The organism is Azospirillum humicireducens (assembly GCF_001639105.2).
Taxonomy (GTDB): domain Bacteria; phylum Pseudomonadota; class Alphaproteobacteria; order Azospirillales; family Azospirillaceae; genus Azospirillum; species Azospirillum humicireducens.
This window is the reverse complement of record NZ_CP028906.1, coordinates 112,842-139,093: the sequence shown is the minus strand read 5'-3', so window position 1 is coordinate 139,093 and position 26,252 is coordinate 112,842. Positions and strand designations below refer to the sequence as shown.

At 59.8% G+C, this 26,252-nt stretch carries 22 protein-coding genes and 1 pseudogene; 9 read left to right on the top strand and 14 right to left on the bottom strand.

Going from position 1 to position 26,252, the window contains the following annotated elements; genetic code table 11:
* Positions 1-88: 88 nt before the first annotated feature.
* Genes A6A40_RS25065 through A6A40_RS32155 form a run of 5 tightly spaced genes read right to left on the bottom strand, consistent with a single transcriptional unit; the run spans position 89 to position 4,793 of the window.
* Positions 89-709 (bottom strand): K(+)-transporting ATPase subunit C, encoded by a 621-nt coding sequence (locus A6A40_RS25065; RefSeq protein WP_108548595.1) that lies wholly within the window; start codon positions 707-709, stop codon positions 89-91.
* Between the two features lie 11 nt (positions 710-720).
* On the bottom strand, positions 721-2,829 hold the full coding sequence (gene kdpB, locus A6A40_RS25060) for a potassium-transporting ATPase subunit KdpB (protein ID WP_108548594.1): 2,109 nt from the start codon (positions 2,827-2,829) through the stop codon (positions 721-723).
* Between the two features lie 14 nt (positions 2,830-2,843).
* Positions 2,844-4,553 (bottom strand): potassium-transporting ATPase subunit KdpA, encoded by a 1,710-nt coding sequence (gene kdpA / locus A6A40_RS25055; protein ID WP_108548593.1) that lies wholly within the window; start codon positions 4,551-4,553, stop codon positions 2,844-2,846.
* Between the two features lie 13 nt (positions 4,554-4,566).
* On the bottom strand, positions 4,567-4,656 hold the full coding sequence (locus A6A40_RS25050) for a K(+)-transporting ATPase subunit F (protein ID WP_042698952.1): 90 nt from the start codon (positions 4,654-4,656) through the stop codon (positions 4,567-4,569).
* An 11-nt stretch (positions 4,657-4,667) separates the two neighbouring features.
* Positions 4,668-4,793: a hypothetical protein gene (locus A6A40_RS32155; RefSeq protein ID WP_256379212.1), complete on the bottom strand. Its 126-nt coding sequence runs from the start codon at positions 4,791-4,793 to the stop codon at positions 4,668-4,670.
* Positions 4,794-5,110: 317 nt separating this feature from the next.
* Here A6A40_RS32155 and A6A40_RS25045 point away from each other — a divergent pair, with 317 nt between their 5' ends.
* Positions 5,111-5,305, top strand: coding sequence for a hypothetical protein (locus A6A40_RS25045; RefSeq protein WP_108548592.1), 195 nt, complete (start codon positions 5,111-5,113; stop codon positions 5,303-5,305).
* 205 nt (positions 5,306-5,510) lie between these two features.
* Here A6A40_RS25045 and A6A40_RS25040 read toward each other — a convergent pair whose 3' ends face one another.
* From A6A40_RS25040 to A6A40_RS25020, 5 genes are all read right to left on the bottom strand, one after another.
* Positions 5,511-6,302 (bottom strand): ABC transporter ATP-binding protein, encoded by a 792-nt coding sequence (locus tag A6A40_RS25040; protein ID WP_108548591.1) that lies wholly within the window; start codon positions 6,300-6,302, stop codon positions 5,511-5,513.
* A complete protein-coding gene (locus tag A6A40_RS25035) occupies positions 6,299-7,390 on the bottom strand; it encodes a FecCD family ABC transporter permease (RefSeq protein WP_108548590.1) in 1,092 nt (363 codons plus the stop codon). Before A6A40_RS25035 ends, A6A40_RS25040 begins: the two co-directional genes overlap by 4 nt.
* Positions 7,387-8,490, bottom strand: a complete 1,104-nt coding sequence (locus A6A40_RS25030; RefSeq protein WP_108548589.1) for a siderophore-interacting protein — start codon at positions 8,488-8,490, stop codon at positions 7,387-7,389. The genes A6A40_RS25035 and A6A40_RS25030 overlap by 4 nt, the downstream gene beginning before the upstream one ends.
* A 94-nt stretch (positions 8,491-8,584) precedes the next feature.
* Positions 8,585-9,760, bottom strand: coding sequence for an ABC transporter substrate-binding protein (locus tag A6A40_RS25025; protein WP_108548588.1), 1,176 nt, complete (start codon positions 9,758-9,760; stop codon positions 8,585-8,587).
* Between the two features lie 11 nt (positions 9,761-9,771).
* Complete coding sequence (locus tag A6A40_RS25020; protein WP_108548587.1) at positions 9,772-11,922, bottom strand: TonB-dependent siderophore receptor; 2,151 nt, start codon at positions 11,920-11,922, stop codon at positions 9,772-9,774.
* Between the two features lie 362 nt (positions 11,923-12,284).
* On the opposite strand from A6A40_RS25020, the gene A6A40_RS25015 reads away from it, so the two are divergent.
* The 4 genes and pseudogenes from A6A40_RS25015 to A6A40_RS30595 all read left to right on the top strand — a co-directional run bounded on the left by A6A40_RS25015 (position 12,285) and on the right by A6A40_RS30595 (position 16,046).
* Entirely contained in the window at positions 12,285-12,935 is a 651-nt protein-coding gene (locus A6A40_RS25015) for a TetR/AcrR family transcriptional regulator (protein ID WP_108548586.1), read from the top strand.
* A 93-nt stretch (positions 12,936-13,028) separates the two neighbouring features.
* Positions 13,029-13,226 (top strand): annotated as a pseudogene (locus A6A40_RS25010) (IS110 family transposase); the annotation flags it as partial.
* Positions 13,227-13,570: 344 nt separating this feature from the next.
* Positions 13,571-13,861 (top strand): hypothetical protein, encoded by a 291-nt coding sequence (locus A6A40_RS25005; protein WP_108548585.1) that lies wholly within the window; start codon positions 13,571-13,573, stop codon positions 13,859-13,861.
* A 508-nt stretch (positions 13,862-14,369) separates the two neighbouring features.
* A complete protein-coding gene (locus A6A40_RS30595; protein ID WP_146191652.1) occupies positions 14,370-16,046 on the top strand; it encodes a hypothetical protein in 1,677 nt (558 codons plus the stop codon).
* Positions 16,047-16,057: 11 nt separating this feature from the next.
* Here A6A40_RS30595 and A6A40_RS24995 read toward each other — a convergent pair whose 3' ends face one another.
* Positions 16,058-17,533, bottom strand: a complete 1,476-nt coding sequence (locus A6A40_RS24995) for a hypothetical protein (protein ID WP_146191651.1) — start codon at positions 17,531-17,533, stop codon at positions 16,058-16,060.
* 63 nt (positions 17,534-17,596) lie between these two features.
* On the opposite strand from A6A40_RS24995, the gene A6A40_RS30590 reads away from it, so the two are divergent.
* The 3 genes from A6A40_RS30590 (at position 17,597) to A6A40_RS31765 (ending at position 20,625) form a co-directional block, all read left to right on the top strand.
* Positions 17,597-18,304 (top strand): hypothetical protein, encoded by a 708-nt coding sequence (locus tag A6A40_RS30590; RefSeq protein ID WP_146191650.1) that lies wholly within the window; start codon positions 17,597-17,599, stop codon positions 18,302-18,304.
* Between the two features lie 330 nt (positions 18,305-18,634).
* Positions 18,635-19,585, top strand: coding sequence for an ATP-binding protein (locus A6A40_RS31770; protein ID WP_236784022.1), 951 nt, complete (start codon positions 18,635-18,637; stop codon positions 19,583-19,585).
* Positions 19,586-19,734: 149 nt separating this feature from the next.
* Positions 19,735-20,625: an ATP-dependent nuclease gene (locus A6A40_RS31765; protein ID WP_236784021.1), complete on the top strand. Its 891-nt coding sequence runs from the start codon at positions 19,735-19,737 to the stop codon at positions 20,623-20,625.
* Between the two features lie 93 nt (positions 20,626-20,718).
* Here A6A40_RS31765 and A6A40_RS24985 read toward each other — a convergent pair whose 3' ends face one another.
* The 3 genes from A6A40_RS24985 to A6A40_RS24975 form a co-directional block, all read right to left on the bottom strand.
* Entirely contained in the window at positions 20,719-21,291 is a 573-nt protein-coding gene (locus A6A40_RS24985; RefSeq protein WP_108548965.1) for a tyrosine-type recombinase/integrase, read from the bottom strand.
* A 374-nt stretch (positions 21,292-21,665) separates the two neighbouring features.
* Positions 21,666-22,991: a pentapeptide repeat-containing protein gene (locus A6A40_RS24980; protein WP_108548582.1), complete on the bottom strand. Its 1,326-nt coding sequence runs from the start codon at positions 22,989-22,991 to the stop codon at positions 21,666-21,668.
* 34 nt (positions 22,992-23,025) lie between these two features.
* A complete protein-coding gene (locus A6A40_RS24975; RefSeq protein ID WP_108548581.1) occupies positions 23,026-25,566 on the bottom strand; it encodes a flagellin N-terminal helical domain-containing protein in 2,541 nt (846 codons plus the stop codon).
* Between the two features lie 150 nt (positions 25,567-25,716).
* On the opposite strand from A6A40_RS24975, the gene A6A40_RS24970 reads away from it, so the two are divergent.
* The gene (locus A6A40_RS24970; RefSeq protein WP_108548580.1) at positions 25,717-26,157 is read left to right on the top strand and encodes a MarR family winged helix-turn-helix transcriptional regulator; all 441 of its coding nucleotides are present in this window, start codon (positions 25,717-25,719) and stop codon (positions 26,155-26,157) included.
* Positions 26,158-26,252: the final 95 nt, after the last annotated feature.

Here is a 26,252-nt window from a genome sequence, read left to right as displayed (position 1 = left end):
ATAACGCGGCCGCTGTGGAGGTCGCATCGCCTATCACGCCCTCTCCCGGCACGGGAGAGGGCGATCACTCCGCATCTTCGACAGTCTGCTATCTGCCTCCCGCAGCCTTGCCGGCCGCCCGATCCAGAGCGAGGTTCAATGCCAGGACGTTGACGGTCGGCTCGCCGAGAACGCCGAGCGGACGCGGTGCAACGGTATCGGCGACCAGCTTGCGCACGACATCCTCCGACAGCCCGCGGGCCTTGGCAACGCGCGGCACCTGGAAGTCGGCGGCTGCCGGTGACAGGTCGGGGTCGAGGCCGCTGCCCGATGTGGTTACCAGCTCCACCGGGACCGGGGTTCCGGGGTTCTCCGCCTTCAGCCTTTCAGCGTCGGCCTGCACACGGTCGATCAGCGCCCTGCTCGTCGGGCCGAGGTTGGAGCCGCTGGAGCTTGCGGCGTTGTAAGGAGCCGCGGCCGATTTGGACGGGTCCGCCGGGTCGGGCCCGGTGGTCGCCGACGGGCGGGGATGGAAGTAGCGGTCGGCGGCGAAATCCTGACCGATCAGCGCGGAGCCGACCACCGTGCCGTTCCGCTCGATCAGGCTGCCGTTGGCCTGATGCGGGAAGAGGCTTTGTGCGATGCCGGTGACGGCGAGCGGATAGGCAAGCCCGGTGATGACGGTCAGTGCGGCGGTCATCACCAGGGCGGGGCGCAGGTCCTTCAGCATGACAATGTTCCTCAAATCAGGCCGGCTGCGGTGACGATCAGGTCGATCGCCTTGATGCCGGCGAAGGGCACCACCAGCCCGCCCAGGCCGTAGATCACCAGGTTGCGGCGCAGCAGCGACGCCGCCCCCACCGCGCGGTAGCGCACGCCGCGCAGCGCCAGGGGGATCAGCGCGACGATGATCAGCGCGTTGAAGATGATCGCCGACAGGATGGCGCTTTCCGGGCTGTGCAGCCCCATCACGTTCAGCGCCTGCAGCTGCGGGTAGAAGGCAAGGAACATGGCGGGGATGATGGCGAAATATTTCGCCACGTCGTTGGCGATGGAGAAGGTGGTGAGCGCCCCGCGGGTCATCAGCAACTGCTTGCCGATCTCGACGATCTCGATCAGCTTGGTCGGGTCGCTGTCGAGATCGACCATGTTGCCGGCCTCGCGCGCCGCCACCGTGCCGGTGTTCATCGCCACGCCGACATCGGCCTGGGCCAGCGCCGGGGCGTCGTTGGTGCCGTCGCCGCACATGGCGACCAGCTTGCCCTTCGCCTGCTCGTCGCGGATCAGCTGCAGCTTGGCCTCGGGCGTGGCCTGGGCGAGGAAATCGTCCACCCCGGCCTCGGCGGCGATGGCGGCGGCGGTCATCGGGTTGTCCCCGGTGATCATCACCGTGCGGATGCCCATCTGGCGCAGGGCGGCGAAACGCTCGCGGATGCCGCCCTTGACGATGTCCTTCAAGTGGATGATGCCGAGCAGCCGGCCGTCGCGCGCCACCGCCAGCGGCGTGCCGCCGGCCTTTGCCACCCGTTCGGCAATGGCGAGGATCTGGCGTTCCGCCGGGCCCGCGGCCGGATGCAGGGCGGTGACGCCGCGGCCGCCGGATACCGCGATGCGTTGCGTCCCGTTGACATGGGCCAGCACCGCATCCACCGCGCCCTTGCGGATCACCGTGCCGCCGGTGTCGATGCCGCTGATCCGGGTCTGGGCGGTGAAGGGGACGAAATGGGCGTGCATCTCCTCCATGGCACGGGCGCGGATGCCGTACTCCTCCTTGGCCAGTACGACGATGGAGCGGCCTTCCGGCGTCTCGTCGGCCAGCGAGGCGAGTTGCGCCGCGTCGGCCAGTTCCTGTTCGCCGACGCCGGCGACCGGCAGGAACTCGGCGGCCTGGCGGTTGCCCAGCGTGATGGTGCCGGTCTTGTCGAGCAGCAGCGTATCCACGTCGCCCGCCGCCTCCACCGCGCGGCCGGACATGGCCAGAACGTTGAAGCGGACCAGACGGTCCATGCCGGCGATGCCGATGGCCGACAAGAGCGCGCCGATGGTGGTCGGGATCAGGGTGACGAACAGCGCCACCAGCACCAGCACGCCGACCGAGCCGCCGGCATAGGTGGCGAAGCTGGGAATCGTCGCCACCGCGATGACGAAGACGATGGTCAGGCCGGCCAGCAGGATGTTGAGCGCAATCTCGTTGGGGGTCTTCTGGCGCTGGGCGCCTTCCACCAGCGAGATCATGCGGTCGAGGAAGGTCGATCCGGGGGCGGCGGTGATCCGCACCTTGATGTGGTCGGAGATCACCTGGGTGCCGCCGGTGACGGCGGAGCGGTCGCCGCCGCTCTCGCGGATGACGGGCGCGGATTCGCCGGTGATGGCGGCCTCGTTGACCGAGGCCACGCCTTCCACCACCTCGCCGTCCGACGGGATGATGTCGCCGGCCTCCACCAGCACGAGGTCGCCGGTCTTGAGCGTGGTGGCGGGGACCATGCGGATGGTGCCGTTTTCCAGCTTCTTGGCGGTGGTCTCGGTGCGGGTCTTGCGCAGGCTGGCAGCCTGGGCCTTGCCGCGGCCTTCCGCCACCGCCTCGGCGAAGTTGGCGAAGACCAGGGTGAACCACAGCCAGACGACGATCTGGATGGCGAAGCCGCTCACCCCGGCGCCGGTCACCGCATCGCGCAGGACCAGCAGGGTGGTCAGCGCCGCCACCACTTCCACGCAGAACATCACCGGGTTGCGGATCATCTGGCGCGGATGGAGCTTGGCGAACGAGCCGCCGATGGCCGGCAGCAGGATGGCGGGGTCCAGCAGGGTACTAGCGGACGAGCGGCCTGACCGTTTGCTATTGGCGTGCATGGGATCGGTCCCGATCAGAAGAGGGTGCCGGCGTTCATCGCCAGATGCTCGACCACCGGGCCGAGGGCGAGAGCCGGGAAGAAGGTGAGGCCGCCGACGATCAGGATGACGCCGACCAGCAGCCCGACGAACAGCCCGTCATGGGTGGGGAAGGTGCCGGCCGATGCGGCGGCCCGCGTCTTGGCGGCCAGCGAACCGGCGATGGCCATCATCGGCACGATGACCAGGAAGCGGCCGACCAGCATGGCGATGGCGAGCGTGACGTTGTACCAGGGTGTGTTGCCGCTGAGCCCGCCGAAGGCGCTGCCGTTGTTGGCGGCACCCGAGACATAGGCGTAGAGCGCCTCTGAGAAGCCGTGCGGGCCGGCATTGGCCATCGAGGCGGTGCCGGTGTCGAGCACCACGGCGGCGGCGGTGAAGCCCAGCATCATCAGCGGCAGGCAGAGGATGGCGAGCATGGTCATCTTGACCTCCTTCGCCTCCAGCTTCTTGCCCAGATATTCCGGCGTGCGGCCGACCATCAGCCCGGCGACGAACAGCGCGACGATGGCGAACAGCAGCATGCCGTAAAGCCCGGCGCCGACGCCGCCGACGATGATCTCGCCCAGCATCATGTTGATCATCGGCACCATGCCGCCCAAGGGCATGAAGCTGTCATGCATGGCGTTCACCGCACCGCAGGAGGCGGCGGTGGTGACGGTGGCGAACAGGGCGGAGGCGGCGATGCCGAAGCGGGTCTCCTTGCCCTCCATGTTGCCGGCGCTGCCGTCGATGCCGAAGGCGGTGAAGGCCGGGTTGCCCTGCGCCTCCGCCCAATAGGCGATCGTGACGCCGGCGACGAAGAGCAGGCCCATCGCGGCCAGGATCGCCCAGCCCTGCCGCTCGTCGCCGACCATGCGGCCGAACAGGTTGGTCAGCCCGGCGCCCAGTGCGAAGATCGACAGCATCTGGACGAGGTTGGTCAGGGCGTTGGGGTTCTCGAACGGGTGGGCGGAGTTGGCGTTGAAGAAGCCGCCGCCGTTGGTGCCCAGCATCTTGATCGCCTCCTGCGAGGCGACGGGGCCCAGCGCGATTGTCTGCTTCGCCCCCTCCAGCGTGGTGGCGTCCACCGCTCCTGCCAACGTCTGCGGCACGCCCTGCCACACCAGGAACAGCGCATAGACGAGGCAGAGCGGCAGCAGGACGTAGAGCGTCGCGCGGGTCAGATCGACCCAGAAGTTACCGACCGTCCGGGAGGAGGCGCGGGCGAAGCCGCGGACCAGCGCAACGGCCAGCGCGATGCCGGCCGCGGCGGAGACGTAATTGTGGAAGGTCAGCCCGGCCATCTGGACCAGATGGCCCATGGTGGTCTCGCCGCCGTAATTCTGCCAGTTGGTGTTGGTGGTGAAGCTGGCCGCCGTGTTGAAGGCGAGGTCGGCCGGCACCGCCGCCATGCCCAGCGGGTTCAGCGGCAGCACCGCTTGCAGCCGTTGCAGGGCGTAGAGCAGCAGCATGGAGGCGGCGCTGAACAGCAGCATCGACACGGCGTAGCTCACCCAATGCTGCTCGGTGCGCCCGTCGATGCCGGCCAGCCGGTAGAGCCCGCGCTCGACGGGCCCGAGGATGGGGGAGAGCAGGGTGCGCTCGCCGGTGAAGACGCGCGTCATGAAGCCGCCCAGGGGCCGCGTCACCGCGACGACCAGGGCGAGGAAGAGCAGGATCTGGATCCAGCCGTTGACGGTCATGGGATTGGTCTCCTCAGAACCGTTCGGGGCGGATCAGGGCATAGACCAGATAGGCCAGCAACCCGGCGGTCACGAGGCCGGCCAAGGCATAGTCGAGGGTCATGGCGCCCCTCCTCACAGCCGGTCGCAGGCGTGGACATAGGCGACCGCCGCGGCGAAGAAGCCGACGGTGAGCGCCACGAACAGAAGGTCGAGCATGGTTCGGGTCTCCGGGGTTTCCTTCCCCTCGGCCCCGATCATCGCGCCGGTTCAGCGCCGGCGGGACAAACTGGGGCGAGCGGAACAGGGTCGAACCATCCGCTCGCCATCATGGCGGCAGGAGAGGTCCGGCTCTGCAAGGGTGCGCCCGAGCCGCGTATAAATTCGATGGGGGGCGGCGATGCCGGAAAATATACGCGCCATATATGCCGCCGGGCGGTGTTGTTGCACCGTTTGCGTCCGGGTGGCGGTCGGCGCTGAGCTGATGTGGTGGAAGGGCCGTCCACCACATCATCTCGGCGCAGAGCGCACCGACACCGCGGGATCGGCATCTGCAGACTATCGTCGCAGGTGGCCGCTTGGCGTGGCAGGCGACGTCCGGCTACAACTTGCGGGCGCTCGTGGAGGCCTTCTTCGGCCGCTACAAACACATCATCGGGGATGGGCTACGGCTCCAATCCGACGACCGGCAACAGACCGGGTTCGGCGTCGCCGTCCTGGTCCTGAACCGCATGCTCGATCTCGGACGCCCGGACTCCGTCCGCGTTGTGTGATTAGGGTCGCGAGCCCGCCGGCATCAGCTTTCGCTGCCTCGGTGCAACAGCGTCGATGCACGGCAGTGCCCATAGACTGGTGCCTGATGGCTGTTGGTGAAAGCCTCAGCCATACCAGACCGCGCCCGCGGCGCCACCTCCAATTTCATCTTAATGTAGCGCACCGGTCAGCATCGGCTGGGGCATGCCCGCTGCAAACAGCTTCTCAATCATGGATCTTTCCGTCGAAGAGTACATGGGGAAGGCCCTGCGAACACCGCTCGACGCGGCCGGATATCTGATAGAAGGCCGCCAGGGTTTCCGCGGTGATCGCGTCCTCCGGGGGACCTGCGGCGGCCAGGGCGCCCTCCGACAGCAGAACGACCCTATCCACCCATCGCAGCGCAAGGTTCAGGTCGTGCAGCACGGCGAGCACGATCATGCCGTCCGACTTGGCGGTTTCCGTCACCGCCTGCATCACGTCGATCTGGTGGCGTGGATCGAGCGCGCTCGTCGGTTCGTCCAGCAGCAGGATCCTTGGGCGGCGGATGATCGATTGGGCAAGGCTCACGAGTTGGCGTTGCCCGCCGGACAGCTCGTCGAGAGGAGATAGGGCGAGGTGGCCGATCCCCAGCCTCTGGAGCACGGCATCGGCCTCCGCATGGACGAGGCTCTCCGGCCGGTCTGCCGCAAAGGTCGAAACGCGCAGCGCAGTGACGACGGATTCGATGACGCTGAGCGCGATGCCCTGGGGCAGGCTCTGCGGCATGTAGGTGACGTACCGGGCGCGCTCGGCCGGCGTCATCTGCAGGAGAGCCTGTCCATCGTAGCGAACGTCGCCGGTCGCCGGCAGCAGGCCGGCCAGGGCGCGAAGAAGCGTCGTCTTGCCGGCGCCGTTGGGGCCGACGATGGCGGCGACCGTACCCGCCCGCAAGGGTGGCAGCGACAGGCCGTCGATGATCCGGCGCCGGGGATAGCCGGCACGCAGCCCATCGATCCGAAGAAGATCGTCCGTCATGCCGGCCGTCCCCTGAGAATGAGCGCGACGAAGATCGGGATGCCGACCAGCGACGTGACCACGCCGATGGGAAGCATCACGCCGGGCACCAGCAGTTTGCCGGCGAGCGAGGCGAAGGACATGATGGCGGCACCGGTCAGAAGGCTGGCCGGAAGAAAGAAGCGGTGGTCCTCCCCGACCAGAAGCCGGGCGATGTGGGGGCCGACCAGTCCGATGAAGCCCACCGTTCCCACGAAGGCCACCGCCAGCCCGGCCAGAAGGCTGACACGGAGCAGGGCCGTGAAGCGCAGCCGTGCGACGGGCACGCCGAAGCTCCGCGCCCGGTCCTCGCCGAACCTAAGGGCCGTCAACCGCCATCGCGCGGCGAAAGCGGACGGAAAGGCAACAGCGAGTGCGGCGGCCAGCACGGCGATCTCCGCCCATCCGGTCCGCGTGAGGGATCCCATGGTCCAGAACACGAACTGTTGCAGCGCCGCTTCCGAGGCGACGAACTGGACCAGCGCCACCAGCGCGTTGAAGGTGAAGACCATCGCGATGCCGAGCAGGACGAGGCGGTCCGGCCCCGTCCCGCGCCGCGACGCGAGCGCCTGCAGCAGGAACACCGAACCGAAGGCGAAGACGAAGGCATTGGCCGGGACGAGCCAGCCCGGCGGCAAGCCGGGAAGGCTGGTTCCCAGGATCATCGCCAGCGCGGCTCCGAACGAGGCCGCGGAGGACACGCCGAGCGTGAAGGGGCTGGCAAGCGGATTGTCGAGGATCGTCTGCATCTCGGCCCCGGCGAGAGCGAGCGCGGCGCCGACGAGGAGCGCGGTCAACGCCTGGGGCAGGCGCACGCTCCACAGGATGAGGCTTTCGGTGCGGGTCGCCCCCTCCAGTCCGAACAGCGCCCCGATGGTGCGTTCCAGTCCCAGTCCCGCCGGCCCGTTGGCGACGTCCAGCACGAATCCGGCCAGCAGGATGCCGGCCAGTGCCGCAACCAGCATCCGGCGCCGATGGACCATCCGGCGGTATGACCGCTCGCGCTCCGTGCTTCCGGCAGCCGGTATGGCTACGGCTGGTGCGGCGGAGCTGCCGATGCGCGGGGTCATGCGAGAACCGCCGCGATTCCGGCCTTGACGATGTCCTCCTCGCTCATCCCCCGCCGCCAGTGTGAAAAAGCGATGAGGCGGGAGGAGGGAAGGCCGATGTCGGTCTTCAGATAGGACCGCATGTCGCGGAAGGCCGAATATTCCGCGCCGATCCAGGCGAAAAGACCGTCCTGGCCGGCCGGAAGCTCGACCAGCCGCAGAGCATCGGGCAGAAGCGTGGTCGAACCGGGTGCGGTGCCATTGCGGTACAGCCAGCGAATTGCGACACCCGGCGGCCCGTCGATCTCCTGCCGTTCCGCGGCATCGGCGACTTCGATGAGCGCGATCCCCGCTGCGGAGGCCGGCAAGCCTTCGAGAATGCGGGCGATGCCCGGCAGCCCGGTCTCATCGCCGGCGAGCAGATACCAGTCCGCCGGTTTCGGCCCATAGGCCGCCGGTCCGAGGAGCCCGACCACGTCGCCGGGTGCCGCGGCCGCGGCCCAGGACAGGCCGGGACCGCCCCCGCCATGCATCACGAAGTCGATGTCCAGCGTTCCCGCCGCCGGATCGATCTGGCGGATGGTGAAGATCCTGGAGTCGAGCTTGCCGGATTCGGGCCAGACGATGCGGCCGTTGTCGTCCAGAAACGGCCATTGCGGTGTAGCGGTATCCCTGCCCTGGAACAGCAGCCGGCAGTGGATCTGATCGGGCACCGCGTAACGGGCGAGGTCATCCCCGCCGAACGTGATCCGGCGCATGCGCGGAGTCAGTTGCCGAACCTCCCGCACGGTGAGCACCCGGAGATCGGGCGGCAGCACGGCGCCGGCCGCGTCGCCCGTCCAGACGATTTCCAGATTCTCCGGACGGGTCACGAAGTCGATCAGTCCGGTCAGCTCATGCTTCAGACGGTTGAAGTCCGCCGGTTCCGCGGCCTCGACGGCAAGCGACAGCGCCCCCGCTGTCGCACACAGGCGCGCCGTTCCGAAGGACGAGGCGACCATGTGGCCGTCCCCGTCCGGGCTTACCGTCATGTTGTGGGCGGAAAAGGACTGGATGATGGTGTCGAGATAGGTGGAGACCTTCGGAAACGCTATCGTGGCCTGAGCCTTGAGAAACGCCATGTCGCCTGTCCTTCGCGTTCGATCTGTCATGGGTTGCTTCGGCGTTCGAAGATGCCGGCCGCCATCGGACGGAACCGTGGCGGCCGGTGTTTCTTCAGCGCCCGTCAGCTGCCGTCGCCGGCGAAAGGCTAAGCCAGCACGGACCCGCCAGGGGCTGTGCCAGGAAGCGGCGGTTGAGTTCGTCCATCGTGTCCGCCGGATCGGCATCCGCGAACGCGTCCGGGTGCAGCCATTTGGCAACGGCCTCGACGAACAGGATGTTGAGCGGCGGTGCCGTGAGAAGCCCGGTCCAGACGCCGTGCACCCGTCGGTTCCGGACGGCCGGCAGCGTGTCGAAACCGGTCCGTCCGGTCAGGCGGCGCAATCCGGCACGCGCCTTTTCGGGATCGAGACCCGGGCCGATTCCGGGGCGGATGCCGGCGCCGAATGCGCCGCCCGAGGCGATGTAGACCTCCGGCGCTTCGGTCATCAGCTGCTCTGCGGCGAGCTTCGCGTACCAGGGTGACCCATGCGGTCCCTCGACGGCAGAGAGGTTGCGCCCCCCGGCCCGGGCGAGAAGGTCGCCCCAAATGCGTCGTCCGGCGGTCCAGCAGCAATCGTCGTAGGTGGATTGCACTTCGAGATACGCCTTCACCGCCGGCGCGCCGGCCAGCCTTGCCGTCACGGTTGCGAGGCGCTCCTCGACAAAGCCGATGAAGGCGTCGGCCCTGTCGCCCTTGCCGAGGACGGCACCCCACATCCGCAGGGTTCGGGCCATGTCGCCGAAGGGGTCGCCGGCGGCACCCGCGTCCGCCTGCCGGTTGGAGGCGGCGCTGCTGAAGATCACGGGGATGCCGGCAGCTTCGAGGCGGCGCGTCAGCCCACCCTCGCCGAGCCCCGGCTCCATCACCGCAGTGGCGACCACGAGGTCCGGTTCAAGGGCGAGAATCCGCTCCAGCGACAGCGTGTCGCCGGTCTGGGCACCCACCACCGGAATGGGGCCGCCGTCGCTTCCCCGCTCGTAGAGCCGGCGCACCAGATCGCTGTCGAACCGGTCGACCCCGGCCCAACCGACGATCAGGGCGGATGGGTCGGGGTGCAGGACGGCCATGCTCAACACATCGACCGCATCGAGGAGCACGATCCGGCGAACCGCGCCGGCGAGCGGAACCCGGCGGCCGGCTGCATCGACGACGGACCCGGACCCGGCTCCGGGTGCTCCCAACGCCGTGACGGGCGCCAGGGCGGTCAGGCCCAGGAGGATGGTGCAGGTCCGTCGGTCCAGGCGCATCGGAGTCCGTCTCACAGCCTGTACCGCAGCCCGGCCAGAACCTGCGCACCGTTGCCGTACTGGCAATAGAAGCTGGAACTGCAGCTCGAGTAATATTCCTTGTCGAAGAGGTTGGTGGCGTTCAGCGTCGCTTCCGCTCCGCGCAGCGACGGACCGAGCTTGCCGAGGTCGTACCGCACCGAGGCATCGACCAGCGCGTAGCCGCTCGTCCGGATGGTGTTGGCATCGTCGGCGAAGCTGCCGCCGACGAAGCGGATGCCGCCGCCAACGGTCAATCCGTCGAGCAGGCCGGTATCGAAGCCGTAATTGGCCCAGGCGGACCCGTAATATCTGGGAGCCGCCTGCGGCTGCTTCCCGATGGTGGTCGCCGAGGTCGATTTGGTGACCTCGGTGTCAAGCAGAGTGAGCGCGCCGATCAGCTCCAGCGATTTGGTGACGTTTCCGCGCGCTTCGAATTCCAGTCCGCGCGAGCGGACCTCTCCCTGCTGGACGTAGAAGCCGACCGTCGTGTCCGGCGTCTTCACATTTTCCTGGCGGATGTGGAAGGCGGAAAGCGTGAAGAGCGCCTTCATGAAGGAGGGTTCGTATTTGAGCCCGGCTTCCCATTGCTTCGCCTTGGTCGGCTCGAAGGGCGCGCCGCGCGCATCCACGCCGACGGTCGGCTCGAAGGACGTCGAGTAGCTGACATAGGGGGAGATCCCGCTGTCGAACCGGTAGAGCAAGCCGGCGCGATAGCTTGGGGCACTGCTGGACTGGCTGCTGCTCGATCCCGCCAGCCGGTTCTCGGTCTCCTGCTTCGTCCAGTCGTAGCGCGCACCCAGCACGGCCCGGAAGCCGCCGAGTGCAAGCTGGTCCTGGAGATAGACACCGGTCTGCCGGAGCGTCTGCTTGGAGTCGATGATGGTCGTGAGGGTGCCGATGGGCACGCCATAACGCGGATTGGCGACGTCCAGTGAAGGCGCCAAGCCGAATTGGTATTCCCAGTCGCTGCGCGAATGCTGGAAATCGACGCCGGCGAGGGCCGTGTGCGAGACCGCTCCCGTCCTGAAGTCGAACTGCGCCTGATTGTCTGTGGCGACGCCCCGCACATCCTCGATCGAGCGGAGTGCCTGCCGAGGCAGCAGCCCGTCGGCGGTGACGGGCGCACTCATCTGCAGGCTTTGGAAATCGAGATCGATGGCGGAGTAGCGGGTTTTAGAGCGGAGGCTGACGACTTCGTTCAGCCGATGCTGGAAGCTGTAGCCGATGGCGTACTGCTTGCGCTCGTAGCCGTCGAAATCCGGATCGCCCACATTGAGCGTGCGCCCGAGGGCCGACTTGTAGGTTTCCGGGGCGAGCGAACGCGGATAGATGGAGTTGAAATATCCGCCTTCGGGATCGTTCTGATAGAAGCCCTGCAGGGTCAACTGCGTGTCGGCATCGGGTTGCCAGCGGATGGCCGGAGCGATGCCGACCCGCATCTCCTCGACATCGTCATAACGGGTGTCGGAACGGCGGCCGACGCCGCTGATGCTGTACTGCCAACGCCCATCGGCATCGAGGGCACCCTGGCTGGTGACGCCGCTCTGCAGCCTTGCGTGGTTTCCGGCCTCGACCCTGACCTCGGTGTAGGGGGTAACGTCGGGGGCGCGGCTGGCCTGATTGACGAGACCGCCGGGGCTGGTCTGGCCGTAGAGGACGGCGGACGGCCCCTTCAGGACATCGATGTGATCGAGCAGGAAGGGATCGACCGCGGGCAGCGCGAAGGCCTGCCCACGGGGCAATTTCAATCCATCGAGGAAATCCACGACCCGCGTGTCGGTCCCGAAGCCTCCGAACCCGCGCATGAAGACGCTGTCGTAGCGGCTGGTGCTGTCGGCCGTCGACAGCACCCCGGCCGTGTAGTTCAGCGCGTCCTTCACGCTTTGGGGATTCTGATCGTCGAGTTGCTTGCGCGTGATGGTCGTGATCGCCTGCGGCGTGTCGAGGACGGGTGTTTCCGTTTTGGTCGCGGACGAGGAATCCTGCCTGAGATATTCGTTCGTCCCCTTCAGCCGGTCGCCTTCCACCTGAAGCGTCGGAAATGTGACGGCCTGCTCCTGGGCATGGCCGGTCATCGGACTCAAGGTCGCAGTTGCTGCCAGCAGCGCCGCGCCGGCTCGCTTTGGGAACACTCCCGTCATTCGTCTCGCCTCTCCCGTTGGTTCGCATGAGGAGTCTATGCGGCCCACATATGCGAATGCGCATCATTCGCGATTGCAAGGCGAGTTCTAAAACAAACGGGACGGTCCCGTCCAGTTATTTTGATGCTATCCGATTCATTGGCTGGTCACGGGTGGGAGTGGCGGCATATGCATGGCTTAGGTGTGGGCGGTGCGTCGCCCGTCTGCTAAGGAAGGGCCTCCGAGCAGTGTGATGGCCATGCGCGGACGGTGGACGGAGGGAAAGCGCGAATGGCAGGGGGCAACCCTGCGAAGGACCCCGTGTCTTTCGGCCGCCATGATCCGAACTCTCCTCAGGGCCGTGCAGAGCAGGTAGAGGAACGATGAAGGTTTCGTCATCCACAAAGCCGCGCATCGGCAGGCCGTCGAAGGAAGATGCCGCGGAGACATCCAACCGGATCATCGACACGGCAGCGCAGCTTTTTGCGGCCCAGGGTTTTGCCGCCACGTCGATCGAGCAGATCGCGTCCGCCTGTAACGCGGGAAAGGATACGATCTACCGGCGCTTTCCATCGAAAACCGCGCTGTTCGTCGCCGTTGTTGAGCGGCTGCGGACACGGACCCTGAACAGTCTCGAGGCCGAGCTCGACTCCGCCGGCGGTCATGGCGATGCGCTGGCGCGGTTGAAGCGGGTTGCCCGCTGGTTCCTCACCGTCAACCTGGATCCGGACATGGTCGCCTTGAACCGGATCGCCTTGAGCGAAGCGAGCCTCTTCGGTCAGGACCAGCGGGATCCATGGGAGGAGGATCCCATCATGGAGCGTCTGATCCAGCTGATCCGTGCCGCACAGGAGGCCGGCATGCTCACCGGCGGCGATCCGCGGATGATCGCATCGCACATGCTCCATTCCATCGTGTTCGGGCCATCCAACGACGCGATGCTGGGCCGCAAGACCTACGCGGCCAAGGCCGCCCAGGATCGGTTTTTTGAGCAGGCCTGGACATTGTTCCTGAATGGAACCAGCGGCGTCTGAGATGATGTGGTGGACGGCCCTTCCACCTTCTGGGATCGGTGGCAAGCTGATGCCGTCGAAGAAACCAGCTCAGAGGAGCCGTCCAAGGAAGAGGTGGTGACGATCGCTCTGGACTTGGCGAAGAAGGTTTTCCAGGTCCATGGGATCGATGCGAATGGAAAGATCCTGGTCCGTCGGCAATTGCGCCGGGGCGAGGTTCTGAAGTTCTTCCACGGCGTGCCGCCATGCCTGGTCGGGATGGAAGCCTGTGGCACGGCGCATCACTGGGCTCGGGAGATCGCGCGCCGTGGCTTTGGCCAACAAAACCGCGCGCATCGCCTGGGTAGTGATGACGCGGGGAGTGACCTACGCAGTGCCGAACGCGGCGTAGACAGCATCCACCCCGCCGGTGTCGGATGGCTCGGCGGGGTGGGGGCAAGGGTGGTGAGACGTGATGACGAACCGGCAGGACCGGGGATCGGCCAAATCCACGGGGACCAAGCGCCACCGAGCGCGATGAGCTGATTTGGGCGCCGATCCGCGGAATTCATCAAGGCCAGCAGCCAGCGACTGCGACAACAGGCCGGACACATGCATGCATCCTTCTCGGCCAGTCAGCGCGGATTTCCCTCTTGCGTCAGAGGGGCCGTCCACACATGGTGTCGCTGCAGGATGAGGCGGCGAAGCGGAAGCCTGTGAAGGCGGAGCCGGCGAAGAAGGCTCCGGCCGCGCCGCGCACCGGCACCTCATCCCCGAATGCGGTCTTGACCGAATCCGACGTGTTGGCGATCCGGGCCAGCCGGAAATCGCAACGCAAGCTGGCGCAGCTCTACAATGTGTCGCGCTCGCTGGTCGAACAGATCAAGTCGGGGAAGGTCTGGAAACACCTGTTGCCGGCGGCTGCTCAGGGAGCGCCTTCCGGCAATCGCGATGAAGGGAATGTCTAACTTCTGTCTAACCGCAGATTGGAGCGGCTCAAGAAAAACACCTAAATCCCTGAAAGGGAATGGTGCCCAGGGACGGAGTCGAACCGCCGACACGGGGATTTTCAGTTGCAATCGAGCTAAGTTAAGTGCTTGTTTTATATAGAATGCAAAGCAGTATGTGCTAAGGCTGTGCTAAGCAGTTAGCGCGATAGGACTATTTTCCCATACGTCATAATGTGCGTTTACTCGTCCCCCCTATGGTGCTCCACGTTGTCAAGCGGTGCAAGCGCGCACTTCAACGCTATATGCGCGAGGTTTGAGCAAGCCAGGGCGATAGCCGCGCCGTACAACTCATTGGGACGCAGCCGCTACACTTGGAATACAAGCAACGTTCATCGAGCTGTCAAGCAAGGCAGCGACCCTATAGCGCGCCAATATACTAAGCAGTGATGATTATTGTGCTTGCCCAAAGCCCTTTCGAGTTCGATACTCGAAGTCGGAATGATACTCGTATGGCTTGGAGATTTAGATGGCGCAGAGAACGGCTAAAGCGGTGAACGATGAAGAGAATGTGGTCGAGTACGACGGCATCAAATTTGAGCCTATGACTGTGGAGCAGTTTGACAAGGAAACGTCAGTTCGTACGGAGCAATACGCCAAAGCTCTAGATCGGTCAGATGAGGAGCTTTACCGTTCACTGCGCCATATCTACCGCACCTTCCTTTTTGCTCAGGTCGATACAAGGCTGAAAGAGCACGTCAATAAGCAAGTCGCTGAAAAACTAAAGATAAAAGAGTTCGACATTCGCGATCAGCCGGAGAAAAACAAGTTCTCGAAGCTGCTGAAGGCATACATTATTACGTATAGCGAGGAGGAAAGGGGGAATAGCAAAAAATACCATGTGCCACAGCGAAACAACACGTACGCAATGGCGATGCATTACGCCCTGCGCGAGAAATGGACGCCAGATAAATTTTTCGATGAACTTAATGGTACTGGTCTTCGGGAACTGAGAGACAACGAAATAAAAGCTCGTGGCGGAGACGACGACCAGACAGAAGTTGAGCAATTCGGAATTGGCGAAGCTCTTGAGGCTTTGCATGAGGGGGATGTTTGGTCCAAAACCTCAGTCGAGGTGAGCGACGGCATGGAATTGACGTCAGGATTAAACTTGCTTCTCGCCAATGTAAATTCAGATGGCAAGAGCATAACAATGCTCCGACCTGTTGAAGTGAGCAAAAGCGAGATAGACCAATTCGTCAAACTGATTGCGAAAGCTCATTCCATCGATAGCAGCCACCCAAAACAGTTTCTACGAACCATACAAGCGGCGTCTGTTTTCTTCGACCGTGCTGCGGTCGAAAACATTCGTGTAACCATGAAGACGACTGAAAGTGAAACCTTTGTATGCGTGGCGCTTGAAGCGGATAGGACGGACAAACAGGTGCGGTTTGTTGTCAGTCGCGCGGATGGGGTGCCTGAAGGCGTTCCTGAAAACGTTGTTCTGGGATTTCCGCCTGGACGCATGCGTGGGCTCTCTTCTCTCACTTCGGGAACAGAGGCAGTAACGGACTGGGAGTTTGAAACCGGGGAAGATCCTGAGGACGAGGGAAAGCGGCTTGGGCGTAAAGTAACGGCATTGCTGGCGAGCGTGAAAGTTAAGGGAAGCGACGGCGCTTTTGCGAATGAGCAGCGGCGATGGTCGTTCCTTGCGGATGACGCTCCACGAGCTAAAGACATTACCGAGGAGCAAGAGCGCGCACTAAACGCAGACGGATATGTTGTTTCACTTGATCAGTGGGAACAGGCTTTAGAAGCGTTGTCTGATCTCATGGAAAAGGTTGAGGAAAACTCAGAAACAAAAACAAAAAAGTTCTCTTGGACAGAGTTTTCAGTAGATGACGATGGAATGTACCTGTCGCGCAGAAGCGAGTTTAAGAAAAAAGGTAAGATTGAGGCCGTCGATCACACGGATGATGCGACGATGGTTTCGACTGCCCTTGCAGATAATCTGCCAGATAAGCTTTCACGATTTATCGATGACGTGAGGCTGAACGCGATAACCGTTTCTGCACACGGCAAATACGTAGCCATTAGGGGGCAGTCGCGTGGCATTCGCTATGCGGTTGGCCTGGAGCGGCGTGCTTTGACGCCAAAAGTAAGCAGCTCGAAGAAAGCTAAAGCTGCAAAGCCGAATGCCACGTGACTTTTAGCACTTTACTCGTGCATTAACGGCAGTTCGGTAAGCTCGGGGAACTCCTCAAGGTCTGTTGAAGACCAATCGGGGAGTTCCCCTTGCTTTATGTCGAAAAGTTTTGCTTCGTTCTTGCGGTCAAAAAACTGAAGAACGTCTTTCCCACTGTAAAGCGCGTTCATGGCTTTGGCCGACGACGTACCCGGTGAGAACACCCGATCCACGATGCTCCTAAAATCCGCGAAAACATGAGACAAAGCCATCGTCGGCCGGCTTTTTAGCTCCTGGTCCATAAGAGCATTCAATTGGGTGAGTGCCAAGACATGGACATAAACATTGTGAGCCGCGACAAGTGATGTCGATAGCTCATCCCATGCGCCACCATTGTCGGTCGGCTGTTCGCGGATACACAAGTCGCCAACGGTAAGTTGTAGGCCAAGAGGACTGGTCAGGGCGGGAAAGCGGTCATCGCTGCCTCGGAACGAGATATCAGCAGGCACAGGGGTGTGTGAAAATGTGAAGGTGCCGATATCCTTCTCGCCCTCATCCCTCATATCTGGTGCTCGCTTGCCCCTGAACCTCTCAATATGCCACGTCGTGTAGGCTTGCCCGCAGGTAGCAGCGATGGTCAGGGGAGCCGCCGAGTCGTAAGTAATGACAAGCTCAGGGTATTTTTGCCGCATAGCCCGCATAATGAGGGTGAGTGCCCCAGCGAAATGAAGTCGGCTGACACCGAAGAAGTGTAGGTATCGGCATGTTTTGAATAAACCCATCTCATCCATGCGGACGAGAAGCTGAAGCGTGGATTGAACGCTCTCGTGCAACCGCCAGGGAAGCGCCCAAGCATCCGTGGAGTACCCTTTCAGGCGCTGGAGCCAAATTTCCTGCTCCGCCATGGTCGCGCCCTGAACGACGTTGGCGATGATCTCGTTTGGTCGGCGCGAGTGTTCCCTTACAATAAATTTCAGGCTGTTTTCTGTCTTATCAAGCGCCTCATCGAAGCTCAGACGCTCACCAGCCAACCTACGTTTCGATTGAGGAAAATCGAGCGGCATGATGACGCTTGCGCATTCATTCATCCATGCCAAGCTTTTTGCCCGGAATTCGTCCAGCTTTACCTCATTTTTTACATCAACATTAATAGTCTTAGATGCGACTTGATAGCCACCGCTATCGGCAAAGAGAAAAGATGCCTCTTTGTCACGATTCATTATCATGCCCTGCCGTTCCTTGGCCTTTTCCAAGTCAAGCTGTGCCATTCCAGCGGAATAAAGCGCCCATTTGTAGTGAAATAGGCCGCTGTCAGGATTAAGAAAATTGAGTGACGAATAACCGCTGCTCAATGCGGTCGGTAGGCCCGCTGTACGATGAACAGTATTCTGTCCTGATGCTGTCTCGACATAAAAAGGTTGAACGGCAGGGAGGAAAACTGCGTAGGCGTTTTGGGCTGTGTGATTGGAAAACAGGGGGTTTAGGGCCGCAAGATTGAACGTGGTCATTGCGATTACCTTCTCAGCAATATATCATAAGCACTGCTGAGTTTAATGCTGGGCGAGCGGGTAATGGAAGAAAAATTCTTTAATATTTACATTGCCGTCAATTCAGGAATGGAAATTGACTGCGAACACATAAATAATGATTTCGTAACAAGAAATTGTCCAGGCATGGTTATTATGACGCCTGAGCAGTTTCATTCGGACCCAATATGCATCAGGCTTATCCGTCCGTATCTTATGCAAGGAATTGGTGCGGAGAATATTTCTCTTATTGCAGGTAGCGATAACCGAGCGCCCACTGCAATTGTCATGAGAGCGCAAAAGCGGTATGTCGGCGCCCTACTGCTGCCACATGACTGCCGATCTTCGATACTCTCATACCTAAATATCGCTGATGGTATTGTGAACTCCCAGAACAGGCGACAGAACGATATCACCGAAGAGATGCGTAATCTGGAAAGTACTCTTCGCTCCGTCAACAGTATTATTGATCGCCACGATTTCATCGCCCAGCCGCTGCGTTATGCCGCTGAAAGAATTTCTGAGCGGCTGGCTGAGTTGCGTTCATGCTCCTATTTGACTTCCGACGAAGTTGTGAGGTTGGCAGAAGCGTTAAATAAAATTCAGCGTGGGATTTCAGGCAAGTGGCGTCTTCCATCCACATCAAGCTTGCCGAAGGCTGAAGAGTTTTCCGCTGTGTACGTGCGGAAAAACATCCATCAGAGTCTCAAAGTTGAGCTTTTACAGGCTCTACTTGGAACGCAAGTTCGTTAAACGAAGTCGTATTCAGCCCAAGGAGAGAGCTTGCCGAAGTAGCAATTTTATTTCGGCAGGACGCATTCTAAAACGCTCGTCCTGGATCCGTTCCATTATCTCACCAAACGTAGCGCTTCTGAGCCTACGCTTTACCGCTTCATATGTAAGTGATACGAAGCTAAAAAAGCGAAACAATTTCCCTATATCATTGAAGCTATCCTGCCGGCATCTCTACTTTCGAGCATTCCAGTTAAATTAATCAACCGAGGCATTGATAAACACGATTTCCCTGCTACGCTCAAGCACATCTCACATTGTGGTTGGGCTACCATGACAAATCGATCCAAATTGCTTTCCCTGACGATCCGAAACATTGGCTGCATCGGCAACGACGGCCTGACGGTAGCGTTAGACAATATTGTTTGTCTGGTGGGACAAAATAACGCGGGCAAATCAACTGTCCTGCGCGCTTATGAGTTAGCAGTAGGAACAATCTCTTTCGACGCGGCTCGTGACCGTTGCCAAAGGGCTGGAAAAACTGATCCTTCGGAGATTATTCTTGATGTACACATTCCCGAAGGTATCGGAAATATCGATGAAAAATGGAAAGATGAAAACCTTAGCCCTGGCTTAAGTGTTGTAAGGAGTCGTTGGCAATGGACTTGGCCAGACTTTAAGAGGGTAAGAACGACATGGCTACCGACGCGGGAATTGGCAGATGGTAAAATAGACCCTGAGAGTGGAAAATGGTCGGAGGATGGAAAAGCCGGAGGAGCTGATCCGGTTTTTAATTCTCGACTTCCGAGACCACTCCGTATTGGATCTCTGGATGACGTAACTTCGGAAGTTGAACTACTAAAACTGGCTTTGGAGCCAGCGCTAACAGATCTTAAAGCTCAGAGTAATAAAGCTGACAGTCAATTTGCAACAACTATGGCAGCCCTTACAAAGTTAGTAACGGAACAGGCGGAACAACATCGAACCCGTTTTGACGAGATTACTACCAAGGTAACAGATGGGTTCCAGAAAATTTTCCCTGGATTAACGGTTCGAATGGATGTGCAGATGGCTTCGCCATCAGTCAAGCTCGATGAACTTTTGACCAAAGGTTCAACGCTCAAGGTAACAGATGGTGGGCTAGAAACTACGTTGGCACAGCAGGGCACGGGTGCACGTCGGGCCTTATTCTGGGCGATGCTTCAAGTTCGTAGTGCTTTAACCCGAGAAAAAGAGGTCATCGAGAAAGCAAAGAAATCAGAGGGAAAACCATCCAAGTCAAGCCAGAAGCAAAAAAATTAGGGAAGGGAAAGGAAGCGGATGCTGAAGTTCTACAAGAAAGAATTGATGCAATTGCTTCTGCGATCGGTGTGATCGCTACTGATCCGCCCGCTGAGATACCCTCGGCCGATAGTAAGGAAGATCCCGCCTTTCCAGGTCATATCCTATTGATGGACGAGCCGGAAAACGCACTTCACCCTATGGCAGCTCGTGCTGCCCAACGTCATCTGTATACACTGGCTAAAGATCCCGAGTGGCAAGTAATGCTCACGACCCACTCCCCCTTTTTTGTAAATCCGTTAGAAGACCATACAACAATCGTGCGCTTAGAGCGGGCTCGTGACGGTACTGGCGATCATGTTACGCCGCGCACCTATCAAGCGGACAGCTTAGATTTTGACCCGGAAACAAAAAAGCGACTGCAGGCGCTTCAGCTAATGGATGTCGGGCTATCTGAAATGTTTTTTGGCTCCTATCCAGTTCTTGTAGAAGGCGATACTGAGCACGCCGCATTTATCGCCGCTGTTGTTGAGCCTCAAGATACGTTGGCGGAGGAAATTACTGTCGTACGTGCACGAGGTAAGGCACTTCTGCTCCCACTTATCCGTATTCTACACCATTTCCGAATTCCCTTTGGAATTATCCATGACAGCGACGCGCCCTATTACGCAAATAAAAAAGGGGATTTGCGAGCAAATGGGATGTGGGGTGAGAACGATAAGATCTTTAAAGCCATTACAGAATGTCGCGAATCTGGAGTTGCCGTTCGCCACCGAATTAGCTTGCCAGATTTTGAGCGCTTCCTTGGCGGTGATGAACTGGGAAAAGATAAGCCGTTGGCCGCATACGAGAGAATTTGTAAGGATGAAGAGCTGCGGCGAGTGGTCTTGGACAGATTCCGCGAAATGAAAGAAGGTGATGAACACTGTCCATACGTTGGTAATGGGAAGATAGAAGATTCGGTAAATATTAAGCTCTTGGGCGAAGTCCAAACGTGGGCTTTAATGAATGGGGTCGGCGACGATCCTTGCTATGTTGGGGCGGCTAAAAGCGAGGTGTAATGTCCTTAACCATCCAGGGCGAAAGGTAAATTAAACTCAATTTAATAGATGCAGCATTTGGGAGTATTCCAAAAAATGCTCCCTAGGCCTTATCTAAATTAAGGCGACTGCCTTACGCAGCATGTCATCATTAACGTCGATGTACCGCTGCGTAGTGCTGAGGTGCTTGTGCCCTGCAAGGGTCATAATCACCTTGGCGCTGACGCCACTGTGGGCGAGCTTGGTGATGAACCAGCGCCGCCCGCTGTGGCTGCTCGCTCCGTCAAACCCAGCCTGCTTGTAAAGCCCGCCCATAAGCTGGCATAGCACGTTTGCCGTGAAGGGCTTGCCCTTCTGCGTGACAAGCAGTGGGCGCCCTGACTGGCGCTGCTTTTCGCTCAGGCTGTCGGTGTAACGTTCCAGCTCTTTGCGTAGCCGGTCATTGACGAAAGCTGTGCGCGCATGCCCGCCCTTGGTGATCTCGGCTGACAGGCGGATTTGCTCGCGCACACGTCCTTCGCCGTCGAGCACGTCGCCGACCGTCAGTGCAGCGATCTCGCCCACCCGCAGCCCACCCATATAGCTGAGCATGAACGCTATGCGGTTGCGGGCGGCGTAGCGGGTGTCCGCGATCACCGCCAGCAAGCGCCGTTGTTCCGGCTCCGTAAGCACCCGAGCCTGTTTCATCGCAAACTCCATCAAATCCACGCATTGGTGGAAATGATTATGTTTGCGGTTGCCCGGTTTGCCTAGGAGGGCTGGGACGCGTTGCGCCAGAAGGACTTAGCAGGAAACCTAACAGAATGTTGCTTTTCTTATGTTTTTGGTTGGTTGGGCTTTGAGATCAAGCAAGGAGCTGACTTCGACAGCCACACAACAGCTCCAAGCGCCGTGTTACGAATCAAGGCGTATAATTCTTCATTGCCGGAAGAGCGTTTGTATACACCTGCCTCAGCGGTCTTGCGCCAGCCAAGTGAACGCAGGAACGCTTCTGCATCCGAATGTGCCGAGAAATGGAGTTGGGGAAGGGGGGCAATTGGCGAAGAGAGCATTTGGTACAACTATCGCCGGATTCCAAGAACACCCCGCAGATCAGCGCCGACAAGATTGGCGTCGCGGAGGTCTGCATCGGTCAGGTCGGCATCTACAAGTACAGCCTTCTGTAGATTGGCGCCCCGGAGGTCGGCTCCTTTCAAAACAGCTTGCGTGAAGTTTGCGCCTTGGAAATTGCCGTTCCGCAAATCTGCTTCGGAGAGATCGACATCGATAAAATTTGCTGGCCAGTCGATGGAACTCAGCCCCGCCATGATCTTCATCGGAGAGCAGTCGGCATTGGTCAGGCGGGCACGCTGCAACATGGCGCCCTTGAAGTTCGTGCCCTTGCAGTCGGCATCCGTCAGGTCGGCGTTCATGGCATTGCAGGACGTAAGGTCGGCCATGGTGAAGCAGCAGTCCTCCAACTTGCTATCGAACAGCATGGCGGCCTGAAAGTTGGCCGCTGAGAAATCCGTCCCGCTGAGATCGACGTTGCGCAGATCGACGGCGGACAGATTGGCCTGCGCACCACTGGCGCCCAGGGAGAGCACCCATTGCGAATGGGCGCGGATGATGTCTTGAATGGACTGCTCCAACGCATCTAGCCCACTGGGTAGGCGGGCGTTCCGCACGTCAGCCTTCAGCAAAGCGTCGCGACCAACGACGGTCGTCGTAAGGTCGGCATCGTGAAACAATGCGCCATCAAGAACTGCCCCGACAAGGATGGCACCCTGGAGGTTGGCGCCGCAGAAGTTGCAGTTGCTCAAGTTGGCGCCTGTGAAATTGACCTTCTTCAACGTGCTGCCGACGAAGTCCGCTCCGTTCATGCGGGCGTTCTCGAAGTTGGCATTGGTAAGGTCGGTGCCCGCTGCAATGGAGCGGGAGAATTTGGCACCCTTGGCCTGCACGTTGCGAAACATCGCTCGCTCCATCAGCGATCGTCCGTCCTCGGCAAAGGCATTTACAAGGGCACCTCCGCTGCCTTTGTTGAGTAGGGTGCCTTCCCGAAAGTCCGCGAAGTCGAGAATGGCTTCCGACAGATTGGCGCTGCGCAGGCGTGCACCCCGCAAATCAGTTTTTTTCAAGGTCGCATAGCGGAGATCGCAGTTGATGAGGCTGGCGCCGAACAGATTGGCCTCGGACAGATTGGCGCGGGTGAACTTACTGCCGTCTAGCAAAGCGCCCGTCATGTCAGCCGCCATCAGCAATTTTGTGGAGAAATCCAGACGCTCCGCGCGCTTCATATTCAATGCAATGCGTTTTCCACCTTTGCGCTTCAAAAACAGTACATGCTGGTCATATAGGGCATTGAGTTCAGATTGGCTGACACGTGCCCGCTCATCTATTTTCATTGCTTGTTTTCCAGAAAAGCGCGTGCGGGATTGCTCAAAACAAATTCAGGATTGACTGCTGGCTCTTGGCGGCGAGGGTTAAGGCGGTCATGCTCAATTGCTGGCGCGTTTGCAGCATGAGTAGGTTTGAGCTTTCCTCGTTCTGGTCGAGCAGGGTCAACTTGGCTGCTCCTTCCGACAGCACGTCGGAGAATTCCTTGGTGAACGTCTCGCGCGTAGTGATGATGTTCAGGCCGTTGCTGAGTTCCGTGCCGGCGGAGCGGAGCTTCTGCATCGCTCCATCCAATTCGGTGGCGGCCTTCTCAATGTCCTCGCGGCTTTCCCAGCCGTTCACGCTGCGGTCGATCCGCAAGCCGGTGCCGTTGGCGGTCAGGTTCAACGCCCGTACGGTCAGGTTGTCATTCTGGGCAAATCCAAGCTGAACCCGCAGGTCAGCTCCATCCAAAGTGCTGGTATGCTGCTGAACATTCAGGTCGAATGGCTTCCCAGAATTGGCAGCCCGATAGAGCACCGTAGTCGGGCTTGTGGTGGCTACCTTCGGTGCGGGATTAATGAAGAATTCGTTGAAGCCGGAACCGGTCGCAAAATCCATGCGAATCGTCATTCCCTTAAAGTAACCTGAGGGAATGGTGAATGATTGATCGTTAATAGCGGCGTTCGAAATTTCGAAGCTGTGTGATCCTCCGTTTATGCCGGAGCTTCCAGGTTGTAAGGTAACAGTACGGTAGCCAGGGCGAGCACTGTCATTGACACCGGTAATGACGTTCAGAACGCCAGACATTGCGATATTTGAGCTTGCATCAGCATCTTTGAGATCTAATGTGGCTGGTCCTCCATATGAATTTGCTTGGTAGATTGCAGAACCTGTGAAAACAGAAATACGCTGTTCATAAGGCAATCCGAAGCCGTCTCCTGCATAAACAGTCACATTGGCGCCGTCATTGGCTCCCCCCTTCAGAGTCACGGTAAAAGAATCATCGGGAGTGGTTTCGGTGTTGCCGACAATTGCTTCTGCAGAACTCCCCGTGGTGTCGGTGAAGATAACCTTCCGTTTCCCAACACCTGCCGCATCGTTCCCACTAACGTTCACAGCTATGGTTGTGGAACTTGAGAAATTTCCCCATCCAACTGGGAAATCGTCAAAGTTCCAGGTTCCCATAATGGGGATGACGGATGGTGCGAATGCGCCATTAGTCTGCTGAATATGTACAGCGCTTGTAGGTTTTGCCTCCAGTGAACCGAAATCTGAATCGGCTGTAATCCAACCACCGTCTGAGAAAAAGTTGAAGCTAACTTGTTGAGTAACAGCGGGGCGCTGAATCATCTGCGAAGCGAAACCATAATTGGGATCAAACCCAAATGTTGGCTGCGGAATTAAGTATCCGGTCTGCGCGCTTTCTTCGTACTGAATTGTGAATGCCCCATCTGTTGCGCGATTATGTGCCTTAATATTACTCAAGGCAGGCGCAAGTGGGCCGTCAATTTTCAGCTTTTCGGCGTAGTTGGATGCCTGCTGTATCAGCTTCGGGTCCACATCGACGCGCACAGTACCGTCGTCGAAGATGAAGCTGTTCTCGCCCGGAACGATGCGATTGCCGCCATCTTGCCCCGTCAGGCTGTGACGCACAGTACGGCCACTGTTGTCCGTTACGTCAATGGAAAGGTCGATGTTCTTGCTGACAGGAACCTCGATGATGGCGTTGTCCGTCAGTCGCTTCGCCAGATCGGCCACGTCATAGTCGAAGGCAACCCAGGCACCACTTTGGAATTCCGTGCGGAAGGCTTTCGGGCGTGTCATGTTGGCGGCGTCCTTCAGGTCGATTTCAACGTCGCGTGTTTCGCCCCCGTCCCGGACTGACAGAACGGCTTTGTCGGCACCCTGGCGGCGCAAACTCACAGCGAGGTTGTCAAAGCTCCCTTGCGTCAGACTGTTGAAGCCGAACAATCGAAAATTCTTCACCCCGAGGCTGTCGTCAATTGCGCGCAGGCTGTCTTCGGAAGCGGTGATGGCGCCATCGCCATGGACGCGGACCTTGTAGGTGTTCATGTCATTCGCGTTAGTGACGTCGGCGCGCCGAATGCCTGGAACGGAGGCGGCTTCGACTTTATCGGCGACCGATGGCAGAAACTGTGTGCTGACGTTGTTGATGAGATTCTTGCCACCGTAGCCGCTGTCTTCGGCCATCTTGTCGATTTGGGTCAGCAAACCGTCATACTGTTCCGCCAGTTTGCGGCGGCTTTCTCGGCTTGCTGGATCGTTGCCAAGGTTTTGCAGGGCGGCAACGGTCAAGCCTCTCGCATGCTCGACCAGTTCCCCGATGTGCTGCACACCTTCATCGGCGGCCTTCACGGTGCTGATCGCCTGTCCCATGGCGTCCTTCAACGCCATCATGTCATTTGCGCGTTCGTCCATTCCCTTCGCGGCGAAATAGACCGGGGGATTGTCCAGCGCGGCTGTGATGCGGCTGCCGGTGGCAAGGCGGGCTTGAGATGCGTTGATTTTTTGCTGCACGGACTGGAGGGTCAGCACGTTGCTTCGCGCTGCCGTCGTTATTGTCGTGCTGCTTCCAGCCATTGCCACACCAATACACAGCAGTGATGAGTAATCATATAGTATGCAGTGATGAGTTAATGTTTGTTTAATTGGTTTCGTTGGCGTATGGCGCTGCTATAAGATTCTCGATAATATGACGATTACGTTGAGCAAAAGAGTGGTGCAGTTATAATGACGCGAAGCGTGTCAATTCCTGGCCTTGCGTCGGTAGTAGAAAATACTTCCCGTCTCCTGCACGCTTCTGCTCACTCGGAGGGACTTTACCCTGCGCAGTGGGTGGCGCTTCGCTATTTTGCGGAGGTGTCAGAAGCTCAGCGCACGGCATCTGCGCTTGCACGCTACCAGGACTTGGCAATTGCCAGTGTAGCCCGCACGGTAGTTACGCTGGTGGATAAGGGGTTGCTGGTCAAGCTGCCCAACCCACGCGACGCACGGGCGGATTTGCTGGAGCTTACAGAGAAAGGGCGCGAGCTGCTGAAGTGCGATCCACGACTTGTGCTGGAACGTGCGTTGGCAGACATGCCCGAGGAGGAGATAGACACCTACGCACGTATAGCAACCAAGCTCCTGCATCGTTTGCTAGAATTGAGACAAGGTAAATCTGGGGATTGAAGAAATGCACCTTAAGGAAGAAGCAAAACCATCTGTGCAAACGATATAGTGTACATCGTCCATATGTAGCTATCTTCGGATTTTTACACGGTAAT